Consider the following 21942-nt stretch of genomic DNA (forward strand, 5'->3'; position numbering starts at 1 on the left):
TCAGCCGGTGGCCGCGGTGGCGAGCATGGCGTGTTCCACGACGGATATCAGCACATGCTTGACGGATTCGCGCTCGCGCGCGTCGCACATCACCACCGGGGTGCCGGGGTCGAGGTCCAGCGCCTCGCGCACCGACTCCTCCGGGTAGCTGTCGGCGCCCTCGAAGCAGTTGACGGCCACCGTGAAGGCGATGCCGCGCCGCTCGAAGTAGTCGACGGCGGCGAAGCAGTCCTCCAGCCGACGGGTGTCGGCCAGCACCACCGCGCCCAGCGCGCCGGTCGCCAGCTCGTCCCACAGGAACCAGAAGCGGTCCTGCCCCGGGGTGCCGAAGAGGTACAGCACCAGGTCCTCGCGGAGCGTGATGCGCCCGAAGTCCATCGCGACGGTGGTGGTCTTCTTGCCCTCCACCCCCGCGATGTCGTCGACCGGCCGGCCCGCCTCGGTGAGCAGTTCCTCGGTGCGCAGCGGTTTGATCTCGCTGACCGCGCCCACCAGTGTCGTCTTTCCCGCACCGAACCCGCCCGCCACCAGAATCTTGAGCGTCACGGGTTCGATGATGTGGGAGCGGCCCGGGTCAGAGTGCCCGTAGACCATTGATCACCTCGCGCAGAATCCTCTCGTCCGGCAGTTCCGCCGGAGGTACGGGCCGGGACACTCGGACGAGTGCCGCGTGAAGCAGGTCGCCGATGAGCACGCGGACCACGCCGACCGGAAGGTCCAGCTCGGCCGCGAGCTCGGCGACGGACTGTGGGGTGTCGCGGCTGAGTTCGACGATGTCGATGTGTTCCGGTGACAACGTCTGGTCGGCGACGGTCCCGGGGTTCACTCTGTCCGCGACGACGACGGCGATCAGGTCGAGCTTGTCCTCGGCGGCGCTGCGGGTACGGCCCCGCGTCATCGCATACGGCCGGACCACCGGTCCGGCGGCGTCGTCGAACCAGCGGTCGTCGGTCGCACCGGCTCCGGTCATCTCCCCCCGCCTCCGTCACCCACTGGAGCGCGGAGCGGAGCCCAAATGCACGCCCACCCGCTTGACCAGCAGCGTCATCTCATAGGCTACCTGTCCGACATCCGAGTCGGCATCGGCCAGCACGGCGAGGCAGCTGCCGTCACCGGCGGAGGTGACGAACAGGAAGGCGTCGTCGAGTTCGACGACGGTCTGCCGGACGCGGCCGACGTCGAAGTGGCGGCCGACCCCCTTGGCGAGGCTGTGGAATCCCGAGGCCACGGCGGCCAGGTGCTCGCCGTCCTCCCGGGACAGATCGCGTGAACCGCCGGTGGGCAGTCCGTCGCCGGAGAGCACCAGCGCCTTGCGGATGCTGCCGACCCGGCCGACGAGTTCGTCGAGCAGCCAGTTCAACTCGCCCGACGGTGCCGATCCGTTGCGTGCTGCGGCGTTCGATGCGGTCATCGCCCGTCCCCCTCATCTCTCGTTCCTGGTGCCGTGTCCGAACCGCCGGAACCGGTGGCCGTCTGCCGCCGACCGCGCTGCCATCCCCGTTGCAGCGAGGCCATGGTGGCCCTCGCCTGTTCGGCGTCGCGTTCGGGATCGGTGTCGGCAGCGTATCGATCACTTTCCGCCGGTGGTTCGGGGTCGTTCTTCAACTGCGGGGCGAGGCTCGCCTGGCGTACCCGCTTGGGGAGCCCGGAGGCGGCCCGGCGGGGCGGCGCCTGACGCTCCGGGGCCGGCGCCTGGTCCTGGCGCCGGTCCTCGCCGTCGTTCCTGGCTCCCGGGTCCTGTTCCGGATGCCGGGTCTGGTCCCGTTCCTGGTTGCGTTCCTGGGTCTGTTGCTGGGGCTGTTGCCGGATCTGGTGCTGGGTCTCGTTCCGGGGCTGGTTCGCGGCCTCGTCCGGGGTCTGCTCCCGCCGCTCGGCCCAGGAGGGCCGGGTGTGCCGCCCTGCCGCGCCGTCGTCGACCGGGTGGCCGTGGTCGGAGACCAGCACCGGTGGCACGCGGCGGGGCAGTGGGGCGGGGCCGCCTTCGCGGGCGCCGGACCGGCTGTCGGGCGCCTGCTGGTGCTGTTCGGCGGCAGGCGCGCTCACCACGGACGGGGAGGGGCCGCGGGGCCTGCGCTGCTTCGGCAGGGCGGCGCCGCGCTGCCGCTTCTCCTGACGGCCGGTGTCGGCGTCCGCGCCCGGGCCGTCCGCGCCGGGGCCCTCCGGGTCGGGTCCGGACTCGGTGAGCAGGGCCGCCGGGATCAGCACGACGGCGGTGGTGCCGCCGTACGCCGAGGGCTGGAGCGAGACCCGTACGCCCTGCCGCTGGGCGAGCCGGCTGACCACGAACAGGCCGAGCCGGTCGGTGTCGGACAGCTCGAACTCGGGGGTCTCGGCGAGCCGGAGGTTGGCCTCCGTCAGGGCGTCGGGCGTCATGCCGAGCCCCCGGTCGTGGATCTCCAGCGTGAAGCCCTTGGCGACCCGCTCCCCGTGCACCTGGACGGCGGTGTGCGGCGGGGAGAAGACGGTGGCGTTCTCCAGGAGTTCGGCGATGAGGTGGGTGAGGTCGCCGACGGCGGGGCCGTTCACCGCGATCCGGGGCAGCCTGCGGATCTCGACCCGCTCGTAGTCCTCGACCTCGGCGACGGCGGCGCGCACGACGTCCATCAGCTGGATGGGTTTGCGCCACTGCCGGGAGGGGGCCGCGCCGGAGAGGATGACCAGGCCCTCGGCGTGCCGCCGCATGCGGGTGGTCATGTGGTCCAGCCGGAACAGGTCGGCGAGTTCGTCGGTGTCCTCGGTGCGCCGCTCCATCGCGTCGAGCAGGGTCAGCTGGCGGTGCAGCAGCACCTGGCTGCGGCGGGCGAGGTTGACGAAGACGTCGGAGACGCCCTGGCGCAGTTCGGCCTGTTTGACGGCGGCCTCGACGGCGGCCCGCTGGAGGGTGTTGAGGGCGTGGCCCACCTGGCCCATCTCGTCGGGGCCGTGCTGGAGGCGGGGCACCTCCCGCTCGACGTCGACGTGCTCGCCCGCGCCGAGGCGGCGCATCACGCTCGGCAGCCGGACGCTGGACGCCTCCTGGGCGTCGTTGCGCAGCCGGGACAGGTCGCGGACCAGGCCGCGGCCGATCCGGACGGAGACGAAGACCGAGAGGACGAAGGCGAGGAGACCGAGGACGGCGGCGGCGCCCGCCTTGAGCAGGACGCTGTTGGCCACCGGGTCGATGCGCTTCTGGAGGCGGTCGGTGGCCTCGTCGCCCAGCCGGTCGTAGTCGTTGAGGACGGGCCCGGCCGCGTTCTCCCAGTGCTCCCGGTCCAGGGCGCCGATCGCCTGGCTCGGCTCCATGGTGGCCAGGATCTTGCCCTCGGCGATGCGCAGGGCCGCGGGGGCGGCGTTGGTGCGCCGGTAGTCGGCGAAGACCTTCTGCTCCGAGGCGGGCAGGATCGGCAGGTTGGTGTTGTAGAGCAGGGTGCGCTCGGCGATGAGGTCGGACATCGACTTGAGGTCGGCGAGCGTCAGCTTCCGTGCCGTCAGCGCGGAGACGTACAGGGCGTCCTCACGGGACAGGGCCTCCCGGGCGCGGATCATGGCGACCAGCGCGCGGCCCTGTTTGTCCAGGTCGGTGTCGGGTACGGCGTGCAGCGAACTGCGGAAGGCGTAACAGAGGTCGACGAGTTTGTTGTAATACTCATAGGCAGCGGTCCGCGAGGTACCGTTGTCCTCGACCTTCCGGCGCAGACCGTCGAGGCCCTCGGATGCCTTGAGGACGTCGTCGAGCAGGCCCTCGGATTCGCTGTTCATCCGGTCGTTCACGGTGCTGTCCGACTGGGCGTCACGCAGCCGTGCGATGGCCTCGTCGGTCTTGCGCTGCTGGGTGTGGAGCAGGGGCAGCGCGTCGGACTGGCGTGGGTCCGCGAGCAGGATCAGGGTCTGCCGGCGCTCCTGCTGGACGGCGTTCACGGCGTCCTCGGCGGGCTGACCGGCCTTGTCGATGATGGCGGAGGCGTCGAGCAGTTGCAGCGCCTCCCGGCCGGTGATCACTGTCGCGAAGGCCCAGATCGCCGTCAGCGAGACAAGCGGCACGAGCAACAGCGCCACGATCTTCCTGCGGATGGACTTCCCGCGAAAGCGCATGGCCTCCCCAACGTCGTCCCCGTGGACCGGGGCGGTGACTGATGTTCTCCGACAACGAGCGGCGCGAGCCTACTACTGAGGCTTGGTCATCCCGAAGGCTTGTCCGACCGGTTACGGGAACTCTCCACATTCGATGATCACCAGTTGTCCAATGATTATCGGACTTAACCCCCGTGGCATGGCACACCGACGACCGGTCACGGTGCGCGCAGGGCCGGACACCGATGGCCGGTTTTCCCCTCCCCACGGGAACCACCGATCGCTGCCATTCGTGATCCAACAAGGCACACTAGGGGTGCATACGACCCAAGTCCCGCCATGTGTGACCGACCGGACCGGGGCAGCGCCGAAAGGGGTGGGAACGTCATGGACACCATGGACAAGGATCGCGACATCCCGGCACAAGGGGCCCGGCAGCTATGGACCGAGGAGCCCGCCCGCAGGCGGCGGCTGCCCGAACCGGTGCGGACGTCGGCGGTGCGGGCGGTCATCATCGTGGCGGTGACGCTGGTCCTGGCGATGGTGGCGGTGCTGTGCACGTTCGCCGGTTCGTGGTTCGCCTTCCCCGCCGTGCTCACCGCGGTGGCGAGCACGGTGGTGGCGACCTGGGGCGTGCTGGACGTATGGGTGACCCGGCAGGTGTGGAACCAGCGGTACGGGGTGGTCTCCCGGCCCAGCAGCACGGCGCGGGAGATGCGCCGGCAGCGCCGGCGCGCCCGTAAGGAGGCGGTCAGCGCACGGCGAGCCGGGGACCGCGGGCGAGCTCGCGGCGCAGCCGTGTGAAGGGTTTGGGCCGGTTGACGGCGAGGACGGCGGTGGGGACCGCGTCGCGTTCGTAGACGGCGAGGAAGCCACCGGCAGCGCCCTCATCCCCATCGGGGTTGCCCTCTTCGATCCGGACGGTGTCGCCCGTCTCGCGCCGCCCGGCGAACTGGATGCGCGCCCCGTACTGGTCGGACCAGAAGTAGGGCAGCGCCCCGAAGGGCTCGACGGTGGTCCCGGCGAGCAGGTTGCGGGCGGCGACCGCGCCCTGTTCCGCGGCGCTGGTCCAGTGCTCGGCCCGTACGGTGCCTCCCGTACCGGGCCGGGCGAGGCGGGCCACGTCGCCGACGGCGACGACGCCCGGCACCGCGGTGGCGCAGCCCTCGTCGCACAGCACCCCGTCGTCCAGGGCCAGCCCGGAGCCTTCCAGCCAGCCGGTGACCGGGCGCACCCCGACGCCGACGACCACCACGTCGGCGGGCAGCACCCGGCCGTCGGCGAGCTCGACACCGGTGACGCGATCGGTGCCGCGCAGGGTGGCGACGCCCGTGCCGCACAGCAGGGTCACGCCGTGCGCGGCGTGCAGAGCGGCGCACGCCTGGGCCATGCGCTCCCCCAGTTGCGGGACGAGCGGCAGCGGCGCGGCCTCCACCACGGTGACGTCCAGCCCGAGGGCGGCGCAGGAGGAGGCGACCTCGGCGCCGATGAATCCGGCGCCGATGACGACCACCCGGGCCGCCCCCGCGCGCAGCTCGGCGCGGAGGCGGCGGGCGTCGTCGAGGGTGCGCAGGGTGTGCACCCCGGGCAGGGCGGTGGCGCGCAGCGTCCGGGGCGCGGCCCCGGTGGCGATGACGACGCCGTCGGTGCGCAGGGTGCGGCCGTCGGCCAGCCCGACCGTGCCGGACGCGGGGTCGAGCCGGTCGGCCCGGACGCCGAGCAGCCACTCGGCGTCCAGTTCGGCCTCGTCCTCGGGGGCGGTGAGGGCGAGCGGGCCGAGGCCGCCGTCGGGCTCGCCCGTAGCCGTAAGGAATTCCTTGGACAGCGGAGGGCGGTCGTACGGGCGGTGGCGCTCCTCGCCGACGATCACCAGCCGCCCGTCGTAGCCCTGGTCGCGCAGGCCCCGCGCCGCGTGCAGTCCCGCGAGCGAGGCCCCGACGACGGTGATCGTCCGCATCATGCGACGGCTTCTTCCTGGGCCGCGGGCACCAGGGGGTGGACATAGAGCATTCCGTCGACCACCGTGACCGCATGCGTCCGTACCGGCTTACGGGCGGGCAGACAGGTGGGCATGCCGGAGCGCAGGTCGAACAGGGCGGCGTGCAGCGGGCATTCGACGTAGCAGCCTTCGAGCCAGCCTTCGGAGAGGGAGGCGTCCTGGTGGCTGCAGGTGTCGTCGACGGCGTAGAACGCGCCCTCGGTGTGGAACACGGCGATGGCTGCGTGGCTGTCGCCGGCCTCGATGCGCACCGACTCGCCTTCCGGCAGATCTTCGATACGGCAGACGGGAATCATTGGCCCCCCTCACGTTGATCGGTACCATGCGTTGTTAATGGCGCATCGAAATGCGCGATGCGCAACAGAATCCAGATGAGGAGGGCAGCCGTCAAGAGTTGCCCGTCGAGAGGCCCCACTCGGAGCCGCCGGATGGTGAGATCAGACCCATGACGAACACGACCGAGGACCGGGCCGAGGACAAGCGGGGGGCCACCGGGTCAGTGCAGTCGGTGGACAGAGCGGTCAGCGTTCTGGAGATCCTCGCCAAGCTCGGCGAGGCCGGAGTGACCGAGATCGCCGATGAGCTGGGGGTGCACAAGTCCACCGCGTTCCGGCTGCTGGGCGTGCTGGAGAACCGCGGCCTGGTCGACCAGGAGCGCGAACGCGGGAAGTACTACCTGGGCGCCGGGGTGCTGAGACTGGCGGGCGCGGCCGCCATCCGGCTCGACATCTCGCAGGAGGGCGCCCCGGTGTGCCGGGCGCTGGCCGACGAGACCGGCGAGACGGCCAACATCGCGGTGCTGGACGGCGACGCGGCGGTCAACATCATGCAGGCCCGCGGGGCCGCCGCGGTGACGGCCTACAACTGGCTGGGGCGGCGCACCGCCCTGCACGCGACCGCCAGCGGCAAGATGCTGCTGGCCCATCTGAGCGGCGAGCGGCGGGAGCGGCTGGTGACGCGGAAGCTGCCGCGGTTCACCGAGCACACCATCACCACCTCGGCGGAGCTGCGGCAGCAGCTGGAGACCGCCGCCGAGCGCGGCTTCGCCTACTCGTGCGAGGAACTCGAAATCGGGCTGAACGCGGTCGCCGCCCCGGTGCGCGGCCACGACGGCGCGGTGATCGGGGCGATCGGCGTCTCGGGTCCGGTGTACCGGATGGCCCAGAGCCAGCTGCTGGATCTCGCCGAGCACGCCATGAAGACCGCCGAGGAGCTGTCCCGCCGCATGGGCTTCCCCGGCTGACCGAATTCCCTCCCTCACCCACCCGAAGGGGCCGGATCCGATCCGGCCCCTTCGTCGTGCGCTGGGCGGGAAACCCGGGGTCAGCGCTGGTTTACGGACGGTTTACGCGAACCTCTTGACGCGCCGTGGACACGGCTTTCAGGATGTCCCTCATCGCGCAACACGCCGCGCATTACGCAACTGGGGGGTAACCAGCTGCCGTTTGAACCGGCTTGGCTCCCCCGCTTCTTCCGAACACCTCATGCCAGCTCGTGCCAGCTCCCACGCACCGGTCCCTGCCAGCGCAGGAGAACAGAGGAGTGAGCCATGCCGCAAGAAGTCCGCGCCGTCGTCGCGCTGAAAAAGGGCGCACCCGTGGAGGTGCTGCCGGTCCTCGTGCCCGATCCCGGACCCGGCGAGGTGCTGGTGGGAGTGCAGGCGTGCGGCGTGTGCCACACCGATCTGCACTACCGGGACGGCGCCATCGGCGAGGAGTTCCCGTATCTGCTGGGCCATGAGGCGGCCGGAATCGTCGAATCCGTGGGCCCGGGGGTCACCGGGCTTGCCCCCGGCGACTATGTGGTGCTGGCCTGGCGCGCGCCCTGCGGCGGCTGCCGCTCCTGCCGCCGCGGCCGCCCCTGGTACTGCTTCGAGAGCCGCAATGCCGCCCAGCCCATGGCGCTCGCCGACGGCACCGAGCTGAGCCCGGCGCTGGGCATCGGCGCGTTCGCCGAGAAGACGCTGGTCGCGGCGGGGCAGGCGGTGAAGATCGACCCGTCGGCCCGGCCCGAGGCGGCGGGGCTGATCGGCTGCGGGGTGATGGCCGGTTACGGCGCGGCCGTGCACACCGGCGGGGTGTCCAACGGCGACACCGTCGCGGTCATCGGCTGCGGCGGGGTCGGCAACGCGGCGATCGCCGCCTCCGCGCTGGCCGGGGCGCGCCGGGTGATCGCCGTGGACATCGACGACGCCAAGCTGGACCTGGCCACCCGCTTCGGCGCCACCGACACCGTCAACTCCCGCGGTACGGACCCGGTCGAGGCGGTCCGCGAGCTGACCGGGGGCGTGGGCGCCGACATCGTCATCGACGCGGTGGGCCGCCCCGAGACCTACCGGCAGGGCTTCTACATGCGCGATCTGGCCGGAACGCTGGTGCAGGTCGGGGTGCCGGACCCGGAGATGCGGATCGACCTGCCGCTGATCGACGTGTTCGGGCGGGGCGGCGCGCTCAAGGCGTCCTGGTACGGCGACTGTCTGCCCAGCCGGGACTTCCCCGTCCTGGTCGACCTCCATCTCCGCCGCAAGCTCGACCTGGACGCGTTCGTCAGCGAGACGATCACGCTGGACGAGGTGGAGCCCGCGTTCGCCAAGATGCAGCGCGGCGAGGTGCTGCGCTCGGTGGTGGTGCTGTGATGGCCGGGACTGAAAAAAGGCACCAACGCGTCGTCATCGTCGGCGCCGGGATCGTCGGCTGCTCGCTCGCCGACGAGCTGACCGAACGCGGCTGGACCGGGGTGACGGTCCTGGAGCAGGGCCCGTTGCCCGCCCCCGGCGGCTCGACCTCGCACGCGCCCGGGCTGGTGTTCCGGACCAGCCCCTCCAAGACCCTCACCGAGTTCGCCGTCTACACGGTGGAGAAGTTCTCCGCGCTGGAGGTCGACGGGCTGTCCTGCTTCAACCCGGTCGGCGGTCTGGAGATCGCCACCAGTGAGGAGCGCTGGGCCGATCTGCACCGCAAGGCGGGGCTCGCCGCGTCCTGGGGCGTCACGGGCGAACTGCTCTCCCCGGCCCGGTGCGCCGAGCTGTGGCCGCTGCTGGACCAGGAGAAGATCCTGGGCGGCTTCCACACCCCGGACGACGGGCTGGCCCGCGCGCTGCTCGCCTGCCGCGCCCAGATGGAGCGGGCCACCGCGCGCGGCGCCCGCTTCCTGGAGCGGCACACCGTCACCGGCATCGAGCAGGAGGACGGCCGGGTCACCGCGGTCGTCACCGACCGGGGCACCTTCCCCGCCGACATCGTCGTCTCGGCGGCCGGGTTCTGGGGTCCGCTGATCGGTGCGATGGCGGGCGTCCGCGTCCCCCTGCTGCCGCTCGCCCACCAGTACGCGAAGACGGCGCCGCTGCCGGAGCTGGCCGGGGTGAACGACCCGCGGACCGAGGCGAGCCGGCCGCTGCTGCGCTTCCAGGACCGCGACCTGTACTACCGCGAGCACACCGACCGCATCGGCATCGGCAGTTACGCACACCGCCCGATGCCGGTCGACCCGGCCGCCGTGCCCGCCTACGACGACGCTCCGGTGATGCCGTCCTCGTTGCCGTTCACCGAGGAGGACTTCGCGTCCGCCTGGGAGGACAGCGTCGGGCTGATCCCGGCGCTCGGCGGAAGCCGCGTCGAGGAGGGGTTCAACGGGGTCTTCTCCTTCACCCCCGACGGGATGCCGGTCATCGGCGAGTCCCGCGAGGTGGGCGGCTTCTGGCTGGCCGAGGCGGTGTGGGTGACCCACTCCGCGGGCGTCGCCAAGGCCGTCGCCGAGTGGATGACCGACGGGCGGCCGTCCATGGACGTCCACGAATGCGATCCGTACCGCTTCGAGGACGCCCAGACCTCCCCCGCCTACATCGCCGAGCGGGGCGCGCAGAGCTTCACCGAGGTGTACGACGTCATCCATCCGCTCCAGCCGATGGAGCGGCCGCGCCCGCTGCGGGTCAGCCCCTTCTACGGACGCCAGCGGGAGCTGGGCGCGTACTTCCTGGAGGGTGCGGGCTGGGAGCGGCCGCACTGGTACGAGGCCAACGCCCCGCTCGCCGAGGGGCTCGAACTGCCCGGGCGCGACGCCTGGTCGGCCCGCTACTGGTCGCCGATCGCCGCCGCCGAGGCGCGGGCCACCCGGGAGCGGGTCGCGCTGTACGACATGACCCCGCTCAAGCGGCTGGAGGTCACCGGCCCCGGCGCGCTGGACTTCCTCCAGCGCATGACCACCAATCAGCTCGCCAAGAAGCCGGGCGCGGTCACCTACACCCTGCTGCTGGACGAGGCCGGGGGCGTACGCAGCGATCTGACCGTCGCCCGCCTCGGCGAGAGGCGCTTCCAGGTGGGCGCGAACAGCGGCATCGACCTGGACTGGCTGCTGCGCCACGCGCCCGACGACGTCCACATCGCCGACATCACGCCCGGCACCTGCTGCATCGGGGTGTGGGGCCCGCTCGCCCGGGAGCTGGTCCAGCCGCTGACCCCGGACGACTTCTCGCACCGGGCGTTCGGCTACTTCAAGGCCCGGCAGACCTACATCGGCCATGTCCCGGTGACCGCGATGCGGCTGAGCTACGTCGGTGAGCTGGGCTGGGAGCTGTACACCACCGCCGACCTGGGCCTGCGGCTGTGGGACACGCTGTGGGAGGCCGGGCAGCGGCACGGGGTGATCGCCGCCGGCCGCTCCGCCTTCAACAGCCTGCGGCTGGAGAAGGGCTACCGGGCCTGGGGCCACGACATGACCACCGAGCACGATCCGTACGAGGCGGGCGTCGGCTTCGCCGTCCGGATGAACAAGGGCGACTTCCTGGGGCGTGCGGCCCTGGAGGGCCGCGGCGAGGAGACGGCGCGGCGCAGGCTGGCCTGTCTCACGCTGGACGACCCGGCCGCGATCGTCCTGGGCAAGGAGCCGGTGTACGTCGATGGCGTGGCGGCGGGCTATGTGACCAGCGCCGCGTACGGCTACACCGTCGGCCGCACCGTCGCCTACGCCTGGCTGCCCGCCGCGGCGGCCGTCCCCGGAACCTCCGTCCACATCGAGTACTTCGGCGAGAAGGTCCCCGCGACCGTCGCCGCCGAGCCCCTCTTCGATCCGGGCATGGAACGCATCCGCCGGTGATCCCCCGTCACCCCGCACCGGTTCCGGCCCGACCCGCATCGACACTTTCGACCCCCGTCGGCTGACCGCCGTCGCGTCCTCTTACGGAGAATCCCATGACCGTGGCTCCCGAGTCCCCCGCCGCCACGTCCCCCAGCCTGATCACCACCCTCCCCGGCCACTGGTACACCTCGCCGTCGGTCTTCCGGCGGGAGCAGGAGCACCTCTTCGAGGCGATGTGGTTCTGCGCGGTGCGCAGCGCCGACCTGGAACGGCCGGGGGCGTTCCGCACGGTGCAGGTGGGCCGTGAGAGCGTGCTGATCACCCGCAACCGCGCCGGTGAGCTGCGCGCGTTCCTCAACATCTGCCGCCACCGCGGCGCCCGGCTGTGCACCGAGGAGTCGGGCACGGTGCGGCGCTCGCTCCAGTGCCCGTACCACGCCTGGACGTACGACCTGGACGGACGGCTCACCGCCGCCCCGAACCTCCAGAGCATGCCCGATGTGGACCGCACCGAGCGCGGGCTGCTGCCGGTGCGGCTGCGCGAATGGCTGGGCTACGCCTGGGTGTGCCTGGCCGACGAGCCGCCGTCGTTCGAGGAGACCGTCGTCGGGGCGGTCGCCGAGCGGCTCGGCGACACCGAGGCCGTGGAGCGGTACGGCGTGGCGGGGCTGTCGCTCGGCCGCCGGATCGACTACGACATCAAGGCCAACTGGAAGCTGATCGTCGAGAACTTCATGGAGTGCTACCACTGCGCGACGATCCACCCCGAACTCACCGAGGTGCTGCCGGAGTTCGCCGACGGCCTGGCGGCGCAGTACTTCGTGGGGCACGGTGCCGAGTTCGCCGAGGAGGCCCAGGGGTTCACGGTGGACGGCAGCGCGGGCTTCGACCGCATCACCGGCATCGCCGACGAACAGGACCGCCGCTACTACGCGATCACCGTGCAGCCGCAGGTCTTCATCAACCTGGTCCCCGACCATGTGATCTTCCACCGGATGTTCCCGCTCGCCGCCGACCGCACGCTGGTCAGCTGCGACTGGCTGTACGTACCGGACGTGGTGGCGTCGGAGCAGGACCTGTCGAAGTCGGTCGAGCTGTTCCACCGGGTCAACACCCAGGACTTCGACGCCTGTGAGCGCACCCAGCCCGCCATGGACTCGCGCGCGTACCGCCGCGGCGGGGTGCTCGTGCCCAGCGAACACCACATCGGCGCGTTTCACCGATGGGTGACCGACCATGTCCCGACACCGGAAGCGGAGGAATGCCCGTGAGTGATCTCTTCATAGGCGGCCAGTGGACCGAGGCGATCGACGAACGCACCCGGGAGATCAGGTGCCCGGCCGACGGCACGCTGGTGGCGGTCGTCGACGAGGGCGGCGGCAAGGACGCGGCCGAGGCGGTGGCCGCCGCCCGGCAGGCGTTCGACCACGGCCCCTGGCCGCGCACCCCGGTCGCCGCCCGCGGTGATCTGCTGTTGCGGGTCGCCGGTTTACTGGCCCGCGACAAGGCGGCGATGGCCCGCGCGGAGTCCCTGGACACGGGTAAGCGGCTGGCCGAGAGCTACAGGGACGTCGACGATGTGATCGCGTGCTTCCGCTATTACGGGCAGCTGGTGCGCACCGGAGCGGACCGGGTCGTGGACACCGGCACCGAGGACGCCGTCAGCCGCGTCGTGTACGAACCGGTCGGGGTCTGCGCGCTGATCACCCCGTGGAACTACCCCCTGCTCCAGGCCGCGTGGAAGGTGGCGCCCGCGCTCGCCGCGGGCAACACCTTCGTCCTGAAGCCCAGCGAGCTGACCCCGTCCACGGCCGTCGCGCTGATCCGGCTGCTGGAGGAGGCGGAGCTGCCGGACGGGACGGCCAACCTGGTGCTGGGACCGGGCGCCGAGGCGGGCGCCCCGCTCACCGACAGCCCGGATGTGGACCTGGTGTCCTTCACCGGGGGCCTGCGGACCGGGCGCCGCATCATGGCCGCGGCCTCCCACACGGTCAAGCGGACCTTTCTGGAACTGGGCGGCAAGAACCCCAACATCGTGTTCGCGGACGCGGACTTCGAGACCGCCGTCGACTACGCGCTCACCGCCGCGTTCCACCACTCCGGGCAGGTCTGCTCGGCGGGTGCCCGGCTGCTGGTGCAGGACCCGGTGCACGACGCGTTCGTGGAGGAGGTGGTGCGCCGCGCCCGCGGGATCCGGCTCGGCGGGCCGTTCGACGAGCGGGCCCAGACCGGTCCGCTGATCTCGGCCGCACACCGGGCCAAGGTCGAGGCGTACGTGGCCACCGGGCTCGCGGAGGGCGCCCGGCTGCGCTGCGGCGGCTCCCGACCGGACGATCCGGAGCTGGCGGACGGCTTCTACTACCGGCCGACGGTGCTCGACTCCTGCCACAGCGGGATGTCGGTGCTGGCCGACGAGTCCTTCGGGCCGGTGCTCACGGTGGAACGTTTCGACTCGGAGGAGGAGGCGATACGGCTCGCCAACGACACGGTGTACGGGCTCGCGGGGGCGGTGTGGTCCGGCGACGAGGGGCGGGCGCAGCGGGTTGCCTCCCGGCTGCGGCTGGGCACCGTATGGATCAACGACTACCTCCACCCGACGCTGCCGCAGGCGGAGTGGGGCGGCTTCAAGCAGTCCGGGACGGGACGGGAACTGGGGCCGAGCGGGCTCGCCGAGTATCGGCAGGCGAAGCACATCTGGCGCAACACCCGCCCCAGGCCGCAGGGTTGGTTCACCTGACCCGCGCAGGGCCCGAGCCCCGCGCGGGGCCCGCCCGACTTTGGAGTGTCCACCGTGTCCGCTTCGCAGGATGACGCCGAACTCACCGAGTTCGGCTACCGCCCCGAACTGAAGAGAACCCTCGGCAGCTTCCACACCTTCGCCGCCGGGATCAGCTACATCTCCATCCTCACCGGCACCTTCCAGCTCTTCTACTTCGGCTTCGCCCAGGGCGGACCCGCCTACTGGTGGTCCTGGCCCATGGTCTTCGCCGGACAGCTCATGGTGGCGCTGTGCTTCGCGGAGCTGGCCGCCCGCCATCCAGTCGCCGGTTCCGTCTACAACTGGTCGAAACGGCTGGGCAACCCGCACGTGGGCTGGCTGGCCGGGTGGATGATGCTGGTCGCCTCCATCGTGTCGCTGGCCGCCGTCGCCCTCGCCTATCAGCTGACGCTGCCGCAGATCTCCTCGGCGTTCCAGTTCGTCGGGGACGGCTCCGGTACGTACGACACGGCGACCAACGCGGTGCTGCTGGCCGCGGTGCTCATCCTCTTCACCACGCTGGTCAACGCCTTCGGGGTGAAGCTGATGGCCCGGATCAACACGGCCGGGGTGTTCCTCGAACTCATCGCCACGGTCGTGCTGATCGTCCTTCTCGCCGTCCATGTGGTGCGCGGCCCGGGCGTCGTCACCGACACCGCGCACACCGGTTCCGGGCAGAACCTGGGCTACCTGGGCGCCTTCCTCACGGCCTCGCTGGCCTCCGCGTACGTCATGTACGGCTTCGACACGGCGGCGTCCCTCGGCGAGGAGTCCCTGGACCCCTCGCGCAACGCGCCGCGGGCGATCCTGCGCGCGCTCATCGCCTCGTTCGTGCTGGGCGGGCTGATCCTGCTGCTGGCGCTGATGAGCGTCGGGAGTCTGACCGGCGAGGGGCTGACCACGGACGGTCTCCAGTACGTGGTGCTGGACGTGCTCGGGCCGACGGTCGGCAAGGCGATGCTGTGGTGCGTGCTGATCGCGGTGACGGTGTGCGCGCTGGCGGTGCACACGGCGGCCGTGCGGCTGGCGTTCGCGATGGCCCGGGACACCAACCTGCCCGCCGCGTCGCTGATGGCCCGGGTGAGCCCCCGGTTCAAGACCCCGGTGCTGCCCGCGGTGATCGTGGGCCTGCTCGCGCTGGGGGTGCTGGCCGTCAACATCCGTCAGCCGCAGATCTTCTCGGTGGTGACCAGCATCGGGATCATCATGATCTACGTGGCGTATCTGCTGGTCACGCTGCCGATGCTGGTGGCCAGGGTGCGGGGGCGGTGGACTCCGGCGGGTGAGGGCCGGTTCTCGCTGGGGCGGTTCGGGCTGCCGGTCAATGTGCTCGCGGTGCTGTGGGGCGCGGGCATGACCCTCAACCTGGCCTGGCCGCGCGAGGCGGTCTACAACGCGGCTCCCCCGCACCACTGGTATCTGCGCTGGGGCGCGTTCCTCTTCGTGGGGACGGTAGCGCTCGGCGGCTTCGCCTACTACTGGTTCGTCCAGCGCCACCGTACGGGCGTGCTGGCCGAGCACGCGGCGGCCGCGGACACGGGCAGTGATGCCGACAGCGGCTCCTCGGCGGCGGCCAAGGTCTGAAACCGGGGTCGCCCGCGCGGCACCTCCGCCGGAACCACGGCCCTGGTCGTGACGACGCCGGGCTGAGGTCCCTAGGGGGTGTCCGGCCCGGTGGTCGGGTCCGGTGCGTCCCCCTCGGGCCGCTTGTACATCCGCGTCGCCGTGATCTGGCCGTGCACCTGCTCCCCCTCCGGGTCCTGCACCGGAAGGCCCGGCCGCAGATGCTCCTCGACGCTGATGTACTTGAGCCCGGCCCGCAGGTCCGCGTCGTTCCGCAGCCGGATCACCAGCGGGAACTCGGCCAGCGCCGTCGTGTCGAACAGCCCCGTCGTATAGAGCAGCTGGACGCCCAGCGCGTCCGCCACCGCCCGCTGGAGCTCCAGCAGATACGTCGCGTTGGCCCGGCCGATCGGGTTGTCGAGGAACAGCGTGCCCGCGTGACGGTGCTTGTCGCGGCCCCGGTCGTTGCTGCGCAGCGCGGCCATCGTGCAGTACAGGGCGATGGCGGCGGTCAGCAGCTGGCCGCCGGAGAAGACGTCGCCCATCTGCCCCACCGGCACCCGCTCCGCGCGCAGCACCGCGTCCGGCTTCAGGATCTCCACGGCCACCCCGCGCGGCTGGAGCGCCGCCTGGACGCCGCGCAGCAGCAGGGACATGCCGTCCCGGCGCAGGTCGGAGTTCTTCTTCACCGCCGAGCGGGTCGCCTCGTCGATGACCTCGCCCAGCCGCTCGGTGAGCGTCGCCTGGTCCGGGTCGTCGAACCGGATCCGCAGGAACTCCTGCCCCGACCACTCGCCCAGCCCCTCCGGGAGCCGGGAGAGCCGCTGCGCCGAACGCAGCGTGGCCAGGCAGGATTCGACCAGGCCGCGGAGCCGGTCGACGATCGAGTCGCGGTTGCGCTCCAGCTGCTCCAGCTCGTCCGTCAGCACCCGCAGCCGGGGCGCGAACGCGTCGGCCCAGGCGGCGGCGTGCTCGGGCAGCGCGGCCGCGGGCAGTTCGCGGATCTGCTGGCGGGCGGGGGTGCGGACCTGCTCGTAGCGGGTGGAGTTGGCGTGCCGTACGAGGACGTCGCTCGCCTCCCGGACCGCCGACTCGGCGCCCGACAGATCCGCCGCGCAGCCGCGCAGCGAGCGGCGGGCCTCGGTGGCCGCCTGCCGGGCCTCGGCGAGGCCGCCCGCGTACGGGTCGGGGCGCTCGCCGTCGTCCTCGGCGCCGGGGCCGTCGCGGAGCAGGTCCCGCAGCAGCGCGGCCGTCTCGTCGAAGCCGCCCGCCGCGTCCTCCGCGGAGCGGTGGGCCTGGAGCAGGTCGGCGTGGGCGGTGCGGGCGGTGTCCAGCGCGTCCGTCCGGGCGGCCAGTTCGCCGTTGGCCGTGCGCAGCAGCTCCTTCGCCTGCTCCGCATCGGCCGGAACCATCTCCTCCGGCAGGGCGGTGTGCGCGTCGCCGTCGGCCGGTGCCAGCCGCTCGGCCTCGCCGCGCAGCCGGCCGAGCTGCTCGCTCGCCGCCGACGCGCGGGTCTCCAGCATCTGGACGAGGGACTCGGCGCGGGCCGCCGCGGCCTGCCGGGACGGGCCGTCCGCGCCGTCGGTGCCCTCCAGCAGCTGGGCGGCGCGGGTGCGGACCTTGTTGGTGAGCCGGTCGAGGCTGGCGAGCGCCGCGCTCTCGTCGCTCTCCGCGCGCGCCTGTTCGGCCCGCAGATCGGCGCCGACGCCGACCTTCTCGTACACCTGGGAGGCCGTGCGGTACGCCTCGCGCAGCGCGGGCAGCGACGCGGACGGGGGCTCGGTGTCGTCGCCCAGGTCGTCGGGCGCCCCCGCGATCTCCGCCCGCTCGGCGCGCAGGGCGCGCGCGGTGCGGTGCGCGTCGTCGGCCGCGCGCTGGGCCGCGCGCCGGTCCTCGTCGGCGGCGCGCGCCCGGTCCACGCAGGCGGCCGCCTGCTCCTCGGCCTCGGCCGCCTCGTCGGCGAGTTCGCGCAGTCGGGTCTGCCAGTTGGCCCGCTCGCGCAGCCGGTACGCGAGCCCCGCCAGCGCGTCCGCCACCCGGCGGGCCCGCTGCGCGGCCTCCTGCCGCTCGTCCCGCACCCGGGCCGCCTCGGCGGCCGCCTCGTCCGCCTCGGCCCGCGCCGTACGCGCCTCCACCAGCTCCCGCTGCGCCGCCTCGGCCGCCTCCGCGGCGCCCTCGGCCGCGGCCGCCAGCTCGGCGAGCCGCCCGGCCGGGCACCCGTTGCGCCACGACGCCAGCCGGGCCGCCAGCGCCCGGTCCCCGGACAGCCGGGCGGCCAGCGCCCGGATCTCCTCGTCCCGCGCGGCGGCTCGGTCCCGCAGCCCGCGCCGCTCGTCGTCCGCGGCGCGCTCGTCGTGCATCGCCGGGTTCGGCGGGACGAGGAACACCCCGCTCTCCTCGCCCGCCCCGGGCGCGGGCGTCGGAGCGAGCAGCGCGGCGGCCGTCCCGACCGCGACGGCCGAACGCGGTAGCAGCGACGCCTGCCCCAGCACCGCGCGGGCGCGGGCGTGGGTGTCGGGGTCCGTGATGACGACGCCGTCCACCAGCTCGGGACGGGCCGCGAGCACGGCCGCGTGGTCGGCGGGGTTGACGGCCTGCGCCAGATAGCGCCAGCCGGGCAGGGCCGGGATGCCGTGCTCGCCCAGGTACTCGACGGCGGCCAGCACGTCGGTGCTGGGCGGCAGCAACCCGCCGTCGCCGAGCGCCGCGAGGATGCGCGAATCGTCGGCGGCGGCGGTCCGCAGGTCGAACAGCTGCCGCTCGGCGGAGGCCACGCTCTCCTCCAGCAGCTCCCGCAACGCGTCGGCGTTCCGGTCCAGCTCCTCGGCCGTCAGCGGCCCGTCGCCCACGGGCCGCTGCCGCGCGTCGTCCCGTGCGGCGGCGCCGGGCCCCACGGGCGCGTCGCCGTCGCCGGCCTCGGGGGCCCAGCAGTCCTGCTCGTCGTCGGACGTGCTTTCCGCGCTATCCGCGTCGTCCGCCTTGTCCGCTGGGTGCGGTTGACCGGATTCCGGCGCCTGCTCGGCCCCGGCCGCGGCGCCGCCGTCCGCCGTCCCGTCCGCGTCGGCCGAGGCCCGGTCGTCGCCGTCACCGTCACCGTCGCCGCCCTCGTCGCCGACCCGGGCCGTGACCCGCCCCGGCGGCGTCGCATCGGCCGCGTACACGCGTACGGCGCCGGAGCGCATCCCGCGAGCGCCGGTGCCGTCAGCCGCGGCCTCACCCTCGCCCGCCGCGGGCGAGCCCGCGTCCTCGTCCTCGTCCTCGACGCGGACCGTCACCTGGTCCCGGGGGCGGGAGTCGGCCGCGTGGGTGTGGCCGGGCGGGGGCGGGTCCTCGTCGGTGTCCGTCCGGGGGCCCCGGGTGTCGCCGGCCTCGTCGGGGGCGTAGGCGTGGTCGGGGTGCGGCGCGCAGTCGGGGGCCACGGCGCACTCGTCGGGGGTGCGGGTGGTGGGGTCCGCGCGGAAGGCGGCCGGGAGTTGGGACAGGCCCAGCATGTCGTCCGCGTCCGGGTCCTCGTCCACCCGGACCGTGATCCAGCCCGTGCGGGACGACTCGGCCGCCGAGGGGCGGGCGGGGCGGCGGGCGGCGGGGATGGCGGCGGTCGGCTGGGGAAGGCCCAGCAGCTCGAGGAGGCGCGGCTCGGCGCCGAGGGCTTCGGCGGCGCGCCGCTCCGCGTCGTACGCCGACTCCGCCGCCCGCGCCGCGTCGGCCGCGCGGGCGGCGGCCAGCTCGGTGCGGGACTGTTCGGCGGCGGTCGCCTTCGCGTGGTCGGCGGTGCGGCCCGCCGTCTCGCGGGCCGCTTCCCAGGCCGCGGCGGTCGTCTTCTCGGCGTCGCTGGCGGCGAGCGCGGCGCGGGCCGGGTCGGCGTCGGGGGCGGAGTCGTCGAGCCATCCGGCGCGCACGGCCTCGGCGGTCTCCTGCTCGACCTCGGTGAGCCGCTGCCGCAGGTGCTCGGCCTCGCTGCGGGCGCGCTGGGCGGAGGTGGCGGCGGAGGTGGCGTCGCGGTGGGCGGCCTCTCCGGCCTGCTGGAGGGCGGCAGAGCGCTCCTCCTCCTCGTTGGCGTGCCGCTCGCCGTCCTCCGCCGCCGCGTGCAGGGCGCGTACGAGGTCGGCGGCGGCCTTGGCGCGGGCGGCGAGCGCGGGGGCCGCGTCCCGCTCGGCCTCGCGGATGGCGGCGGCCACGCGCGCGGAGCGGTCGGCGGCGGCGCGGTGGCGGAGCACCGTCTCGGCGGCCTGCCAGGCGGAGTGCAGGGTGCGGGCGTCGTTGAGCTCGCGGCGCTGGGCGGCGGCGCCCTTCTCGGCGGCGGCGAGGGCCAGCGAGGCGTGGCGGTAGGCGAGTTCGGCGGCCACCAGGTCGCTGCGTCCGCGCGCGGTCTCCGCCTCGGTGACGGCGTGCGCGGCGGCGGCGACCTGCTGGGCGAGTTCGGCGGCGCGGCCCCGCTCCTCGGCGCCGCGCGCGGAGAGCCGCCGGGCGAGCGTACGGGTGCGGCGCTCGGCGCCCGCGTGCACCCCGCGCGCCTGCTCGCGGCGCTCGGCGGCGTCGGCGATGCGCTGGAGCAGGTCCAGCGAACCGGCCGTGAAGTCGCGCTCGGCGGTCAGCTCGGCGCGGCGGCCGAGCTTGTGCGCGAAGCCGTGGACGAGGTCGGCGAGCCCGTCCGTGTCGCGGGTGTCGGTGACGGCGCGCAGCAGCAGATCGGTGAAGTCGGAGTCGTTCTTGACGGCGAAGAGCCCGGCCGCCTCGCCCTCGTCGGCGTTCATCTCGCGCTGGTAGCGGAAGAGTTCGGGGTCGAGGCCGAGTTCGCCGAGGTGTTCGTTCCAGCGCTCGTGGATCTCCACCCAGGAGACGTCCAGGTGCGGATACGCCTTGTCCGCCTCGGTGAGGGCGTCCCGGAACCCCTTCATGGTGCGGCGGCGGCCGCGGGCGGTGGAGGCGCCCTCCGCGGAGGGGCGGACGGAGGCGGCCTCGGCGACCGGCAGCGAGTCGAGGCTGAGCCCGGGGCCGGGGCGGAACGAATACCACGCCTCGGCGAACTTCCGCGGGTCGTTGGAGACCTGGCGGCCGCGCCACTCGCTGACCTTGCCGACCACGATCGACTCGCCGGTGACCGTGTGCTGCCACTCCAGGGCCACGTGCCCGCAGTCGTCGGCGAGCAGGAACTTGCGCAGCACGCCGGAGCTGGCGCCGCCGAGCGTGTTCCGGTGGCCGGGCAGCATGACCGAGAAGATCAGCTTGAGGAGGACGGACTTGCCGCCGCCGTTCTCCAGGAAGAGCACCCCGGCGGGGGCGGGGCGGCGCGGCGGGCCGACCGGCTCGTCCTCGAAGAACTCCGCCTGGGTCGGCGCGGGGCTGGGCACCGGATCGCCGACTCCGCGCAGGTCCAGCACGGTGTCGGCATAGCGCGCACCGGCCGGCCCGATGGAGTAGAGGCGGATCCGGGACAGCTCGTACATGGCGGCGGACTCTCGTTGTCGGAGGTTGGTCGGAGGTTGGTCGGAGGCTGGTCGGAGGTTGACTGGGCGGGGTCAGGAGTGGAACGGCAGACCGGCGTCGGCGACGAGGTCGAGGGCGTCGCCCTCCTGCGGCGGCAGCAGCGTCGCGCTGCCGTCGCCGACCGGCACGACGCCGAGCGCCAGCAGCTCGGACATGGCGGCACCGGCCGCCATGTCGCGCACCTGGAGCTGGTAGCGGGCGGTGGTGCGGTACGTGCCGCCGGACTCGTCCCCGGTGCGCTGGAGGAACCCGGAGTCCACGAGGAACGCGACGGCCTTGCCGATGATGCCGGTCGTCGAACCGGCCAGCCGGCGAGCGTCCTTGGTCGCGCCGGTGGCGCTGCGCCGCGCGTACACCCGCCAGGCGGCCTCCAGGCCGGGCGCGTCGGTGGCCGGGTCGGTGTTCTCGCCCTGCTCCTCGGCCCGCTCCTCCAGGCGGGCGCAGGCCTGCCGCACGAAGGCGTCGACTCCGTTGACGGTGACCCGGCCGATGTACCCGTCGTCGGCCAGGTCCTCGGGGCGCGGGAAGGCCATGGCAGCGACGGCGAGATGGGCGAGCCCGTGCAGGAAGCGGTCGGCGGAGTCGCTGGCGGCGCGGCGGGCGTAGTCGCCCATGCGGACGGCGAAGACGGAGTCCTCGGCGGCGGTCACGGCCATCCCGGCGCGGGTGGACACCTCCAGCACGATCAGGCCGAGCCCGGCGGCGACGGCGTCGGCGAGCCGGGCGAAGGCCGGTTCGTCGCGGTAGCGGCGCAGCAGCTCGGCGTACTCGACGTCCCGGGCGGGCAGCAGCTTGGGCTGGAGCCCGAAGGACACCAGCCGCGCCGCGTCGGCCGCGTCGGCGGGCGTGACCCCGCCCGCCGGAGCGCTCGGCGCGTCGGTCGGCTCGGCCTGTGCCGCGTCGTCGGCGGCGTCGTACTCGGTCACGGGTGAAGCTCCTTGCGCGGGGCGTACTCACGGGGTGCGGCGAGGGCGGCGACAGATCCGGTACGGCCGGGGGCCTTTCGGGGTTG

15 protein-coding genes are annotated in these 21942 nt (G+C 73.4%); 7 read left to right on the forward strand and 8 right to left on the reverse strand.

Annotated features, from left to right (window positions below; genetic code table 11):
• From HYQ63_RS05955 to HYQ63_RS05970, 4 genes are read right to left on the reverse strand one after another with little or no spacing between them, the layout of a single operon-like run.
• The gene (locus tag HYQ63_RS05955; RefSeq protein WP_179932853.1) at positions 1-594 is read right to left on the reverse strand and encodes an ATP/GTP-binding protein; all 594 of its coding nucleotides are present in this window, start codon (positions 592-594) and stop codon (positions 1-3) included.
• On the reverse strand, positions 575-970 hold the full coding sequence (locus HYQ63_RS05960; protein WP_179932854.1) for a DUF742 domain-containing protein: 396 nt from the start codon (positions 968-970) through the stop codon (positions 575-577). The genes HYQ63_RS05955 and HYQ63_RS05960 overlap by 20 nt, the downstream gene beginning before the upstream one ends.
• A 15-nt stretch (positions 971-985) precedes the next feature.
• Positions 986-1411, reverse strand: a complete 426-nt coding sequence (locus HYQ63_RS05965; RefSeq protein WP_179932855.1) for a roadblock/LC7 domain-containing protein — start codon at positions 1409-1411, stop codon at positions 986-988.
• The gene (locus HYQ63_RS05970; protein WP_179932856.1) at positions 1408-4071 is read right to left on the reverse strand and encodes a nitrate- and nitrite sensing domain-containing protein; all 2664 of its coding nucleotides are present in this window, start codon (positions 4069-4071) and stop codon (positions 1408-1410) included. The genes HYQ63_RS05965 and HYQ63_RS05970 overlap by 4 nt, the downstream gene beginning before the upstream one ends.
• Before the next feature lie 366 nt (positions 4072-4437).
• On the opposite strand from HYQ63_RS05970, the gene HYQ63_RS05975 reads away from it, so the two are divergent.
• Positions 4438-4854, forward strand: coding sequence for a hypothetical protein (locus tag HYQ63_RS05975; protein WP_179932857.1), 417 nt, complete (start codon positions 4438-4440; stop codon positions 4852-4854).
• Here HYQ63_RS05975 and HYQ63_RS05980 read toward each other — a convergent pair.
• Together HYQ63_RS05980 and HYQ63_RS05985 are read right to left on the reverse strand one after the other, a co-directional pair.
• Positions 4802-6007, reverse strand: coding sequence for an NAD(P)/FAD-dependent oxidoreductase (locus tag HYQ63_RS05980; RefSeq protein WP_179939792.1), 1206 nt, complete (start codon positions 6005-6007; stop codon positions 4802-4804). The genes HYQ63_RS05975 and HYQ63_RS05980 overlap by 53 nt on opposite strands.
• Complete coding sequence (locus tag HYQ63_RS05985; protein WP_179932858.1) at positions 6007-6345, reverse strand: bifunctional 3-phenylpropionate/cinnamic acid dioxygenase ferredoxin subunit; 339 nt, start codon at positions 6343-6345, stop codon at positions 6007-6009. Before HYQ63_RS05985 ends, HYQ63_RS05980 begins: the two co-directional genes overlap by 1 nt.
• A gap of 149 nt (positions 6346-6494) precedes the next feature.
• On the opposite strand from HYQ63_RS05985, the gene HYQ63_RS05990 reads away from it, so the two are divergent.
• The 6 genes from HYQ63_RS05990 to HYQ63_RS06015 all read left to right on the forward strand — a co-directional run bounded on the left by HYQ63_RS05990 (position 6495) and on the right by HYQ63_RS06015 (position 15464).
• Positions 6495-7292 carry an IclR family transcriptional regulator gene (locus HYQ63_RS05990; RefSeq protein ID WP_179932859.1) on the forward strand — a complete coding sequence of 266 codons (798 nt, stop codon included), beginning with the start codon at positions 6495-6497 and terminating at the stop codon, positions 7290-7292.
• Between the two features lie 306 nt (positions 7293-7598).
• On the forward strand, positions 7599-8684 hold the full coding sequence (locus HYQ63_RS05995; protein ID WP_179932860.1) for an S-(hydroxymethyl)mycothiol dehydrogenase: 1086 nt from the start codon (positions 7599-7601) through the stop codon (positions 8682-8684).
• Complete coding sequence (locus HYQ63_RS06000) at positions 8684-11140, forward strand: FAD-dependent oxidoreductase (protein ID WP_179932861.1); 2457 nt, start codon at positions 8684-8686, stop codon at positions 11138-11140. Before HYQ63_RS05995 ends, HYQ63_RS06000 begins: the two co-directional genes overlap by 1 nt.
• Before the next feature lie 95 nt (positions 11141-11235).
• Positions 11236-12393 carry an aromatic ring-hydroxylating dioxygenase subunit alpha gene (locus HYQ63_RS06005; RefSeq protein ID WP_179932862.1) on the forward strand — a complete coding sequence of 386 codons (1158 nt, stop codon included), beginning with the start codon at positions 11236-11238 and terminating at the stop codon, positions 12391-12393.
• Positions 12390-13859, forward strand: coding sequence for an aldehyde dehydrogenase family protein (locus HYQ63_RS06010; protein WP_179932863.1), 1470 nt, complete (start codon positions 12390-12392; stop codon positions 13857-13859). Before HYQ63_RS06005 ends, HYQ63_RS06010 begins: the two co-directional genes overlap by 4 nt.
• A 45-nt stretch (positions 13860-13904) precedes the next feature.
• On the forward strand, positions 13905-15464 hold the full coding sequence (locus HYQ63_RS06015; protein WP_179932864.1) for an APC family permease: 1560 nt from the start codon (positions 13905-13907) through the stop codon (positions 15462-15464).
• 71 nt (positions 15465-15535) lie between these two features.
• Here HYQ63_RS06015 and HYQ63_RS06020 read toward each other — a convergent pair whose 3' ends face one another.
• Both HYQ63_RS06020 and HYQ63_RS06025 read right to left on the reverse strand, forming a co-directional pair.
• Positions 15536-20890, reverse strand: a complete 5355-nt coding sequence (locus tag HYQ63_RS06020) for a hypothetical protein (RefSeq protein WP_179932865.1) — start codon at positions 20888-20890, stop codon at positions 15536-15538.
• A gap of 72 nt (positions 20891-20962) precedes the next feature.
• Entirely contained in the window at positions 20963-21856 is an 894-nt protein-coding gene (locus HYQ63_RS06025; RefSeq protein WP_179932866.1) for a hypothetical protein, read from the reverse strand.
• Between the last annotated feature and the right edge of the window lie 86 nt (positions 21857-21942).

The sequence above is a fragment of the Streptomyces sp. Rer75 genome, from assembly GCF_013414305.1.
Lineage (GTDB): Bacteria > Actinomycetota > Actinomycetes > Streptomycetales > Streptomycetaceae > Streptomyces > Streptomyces himastatinicus.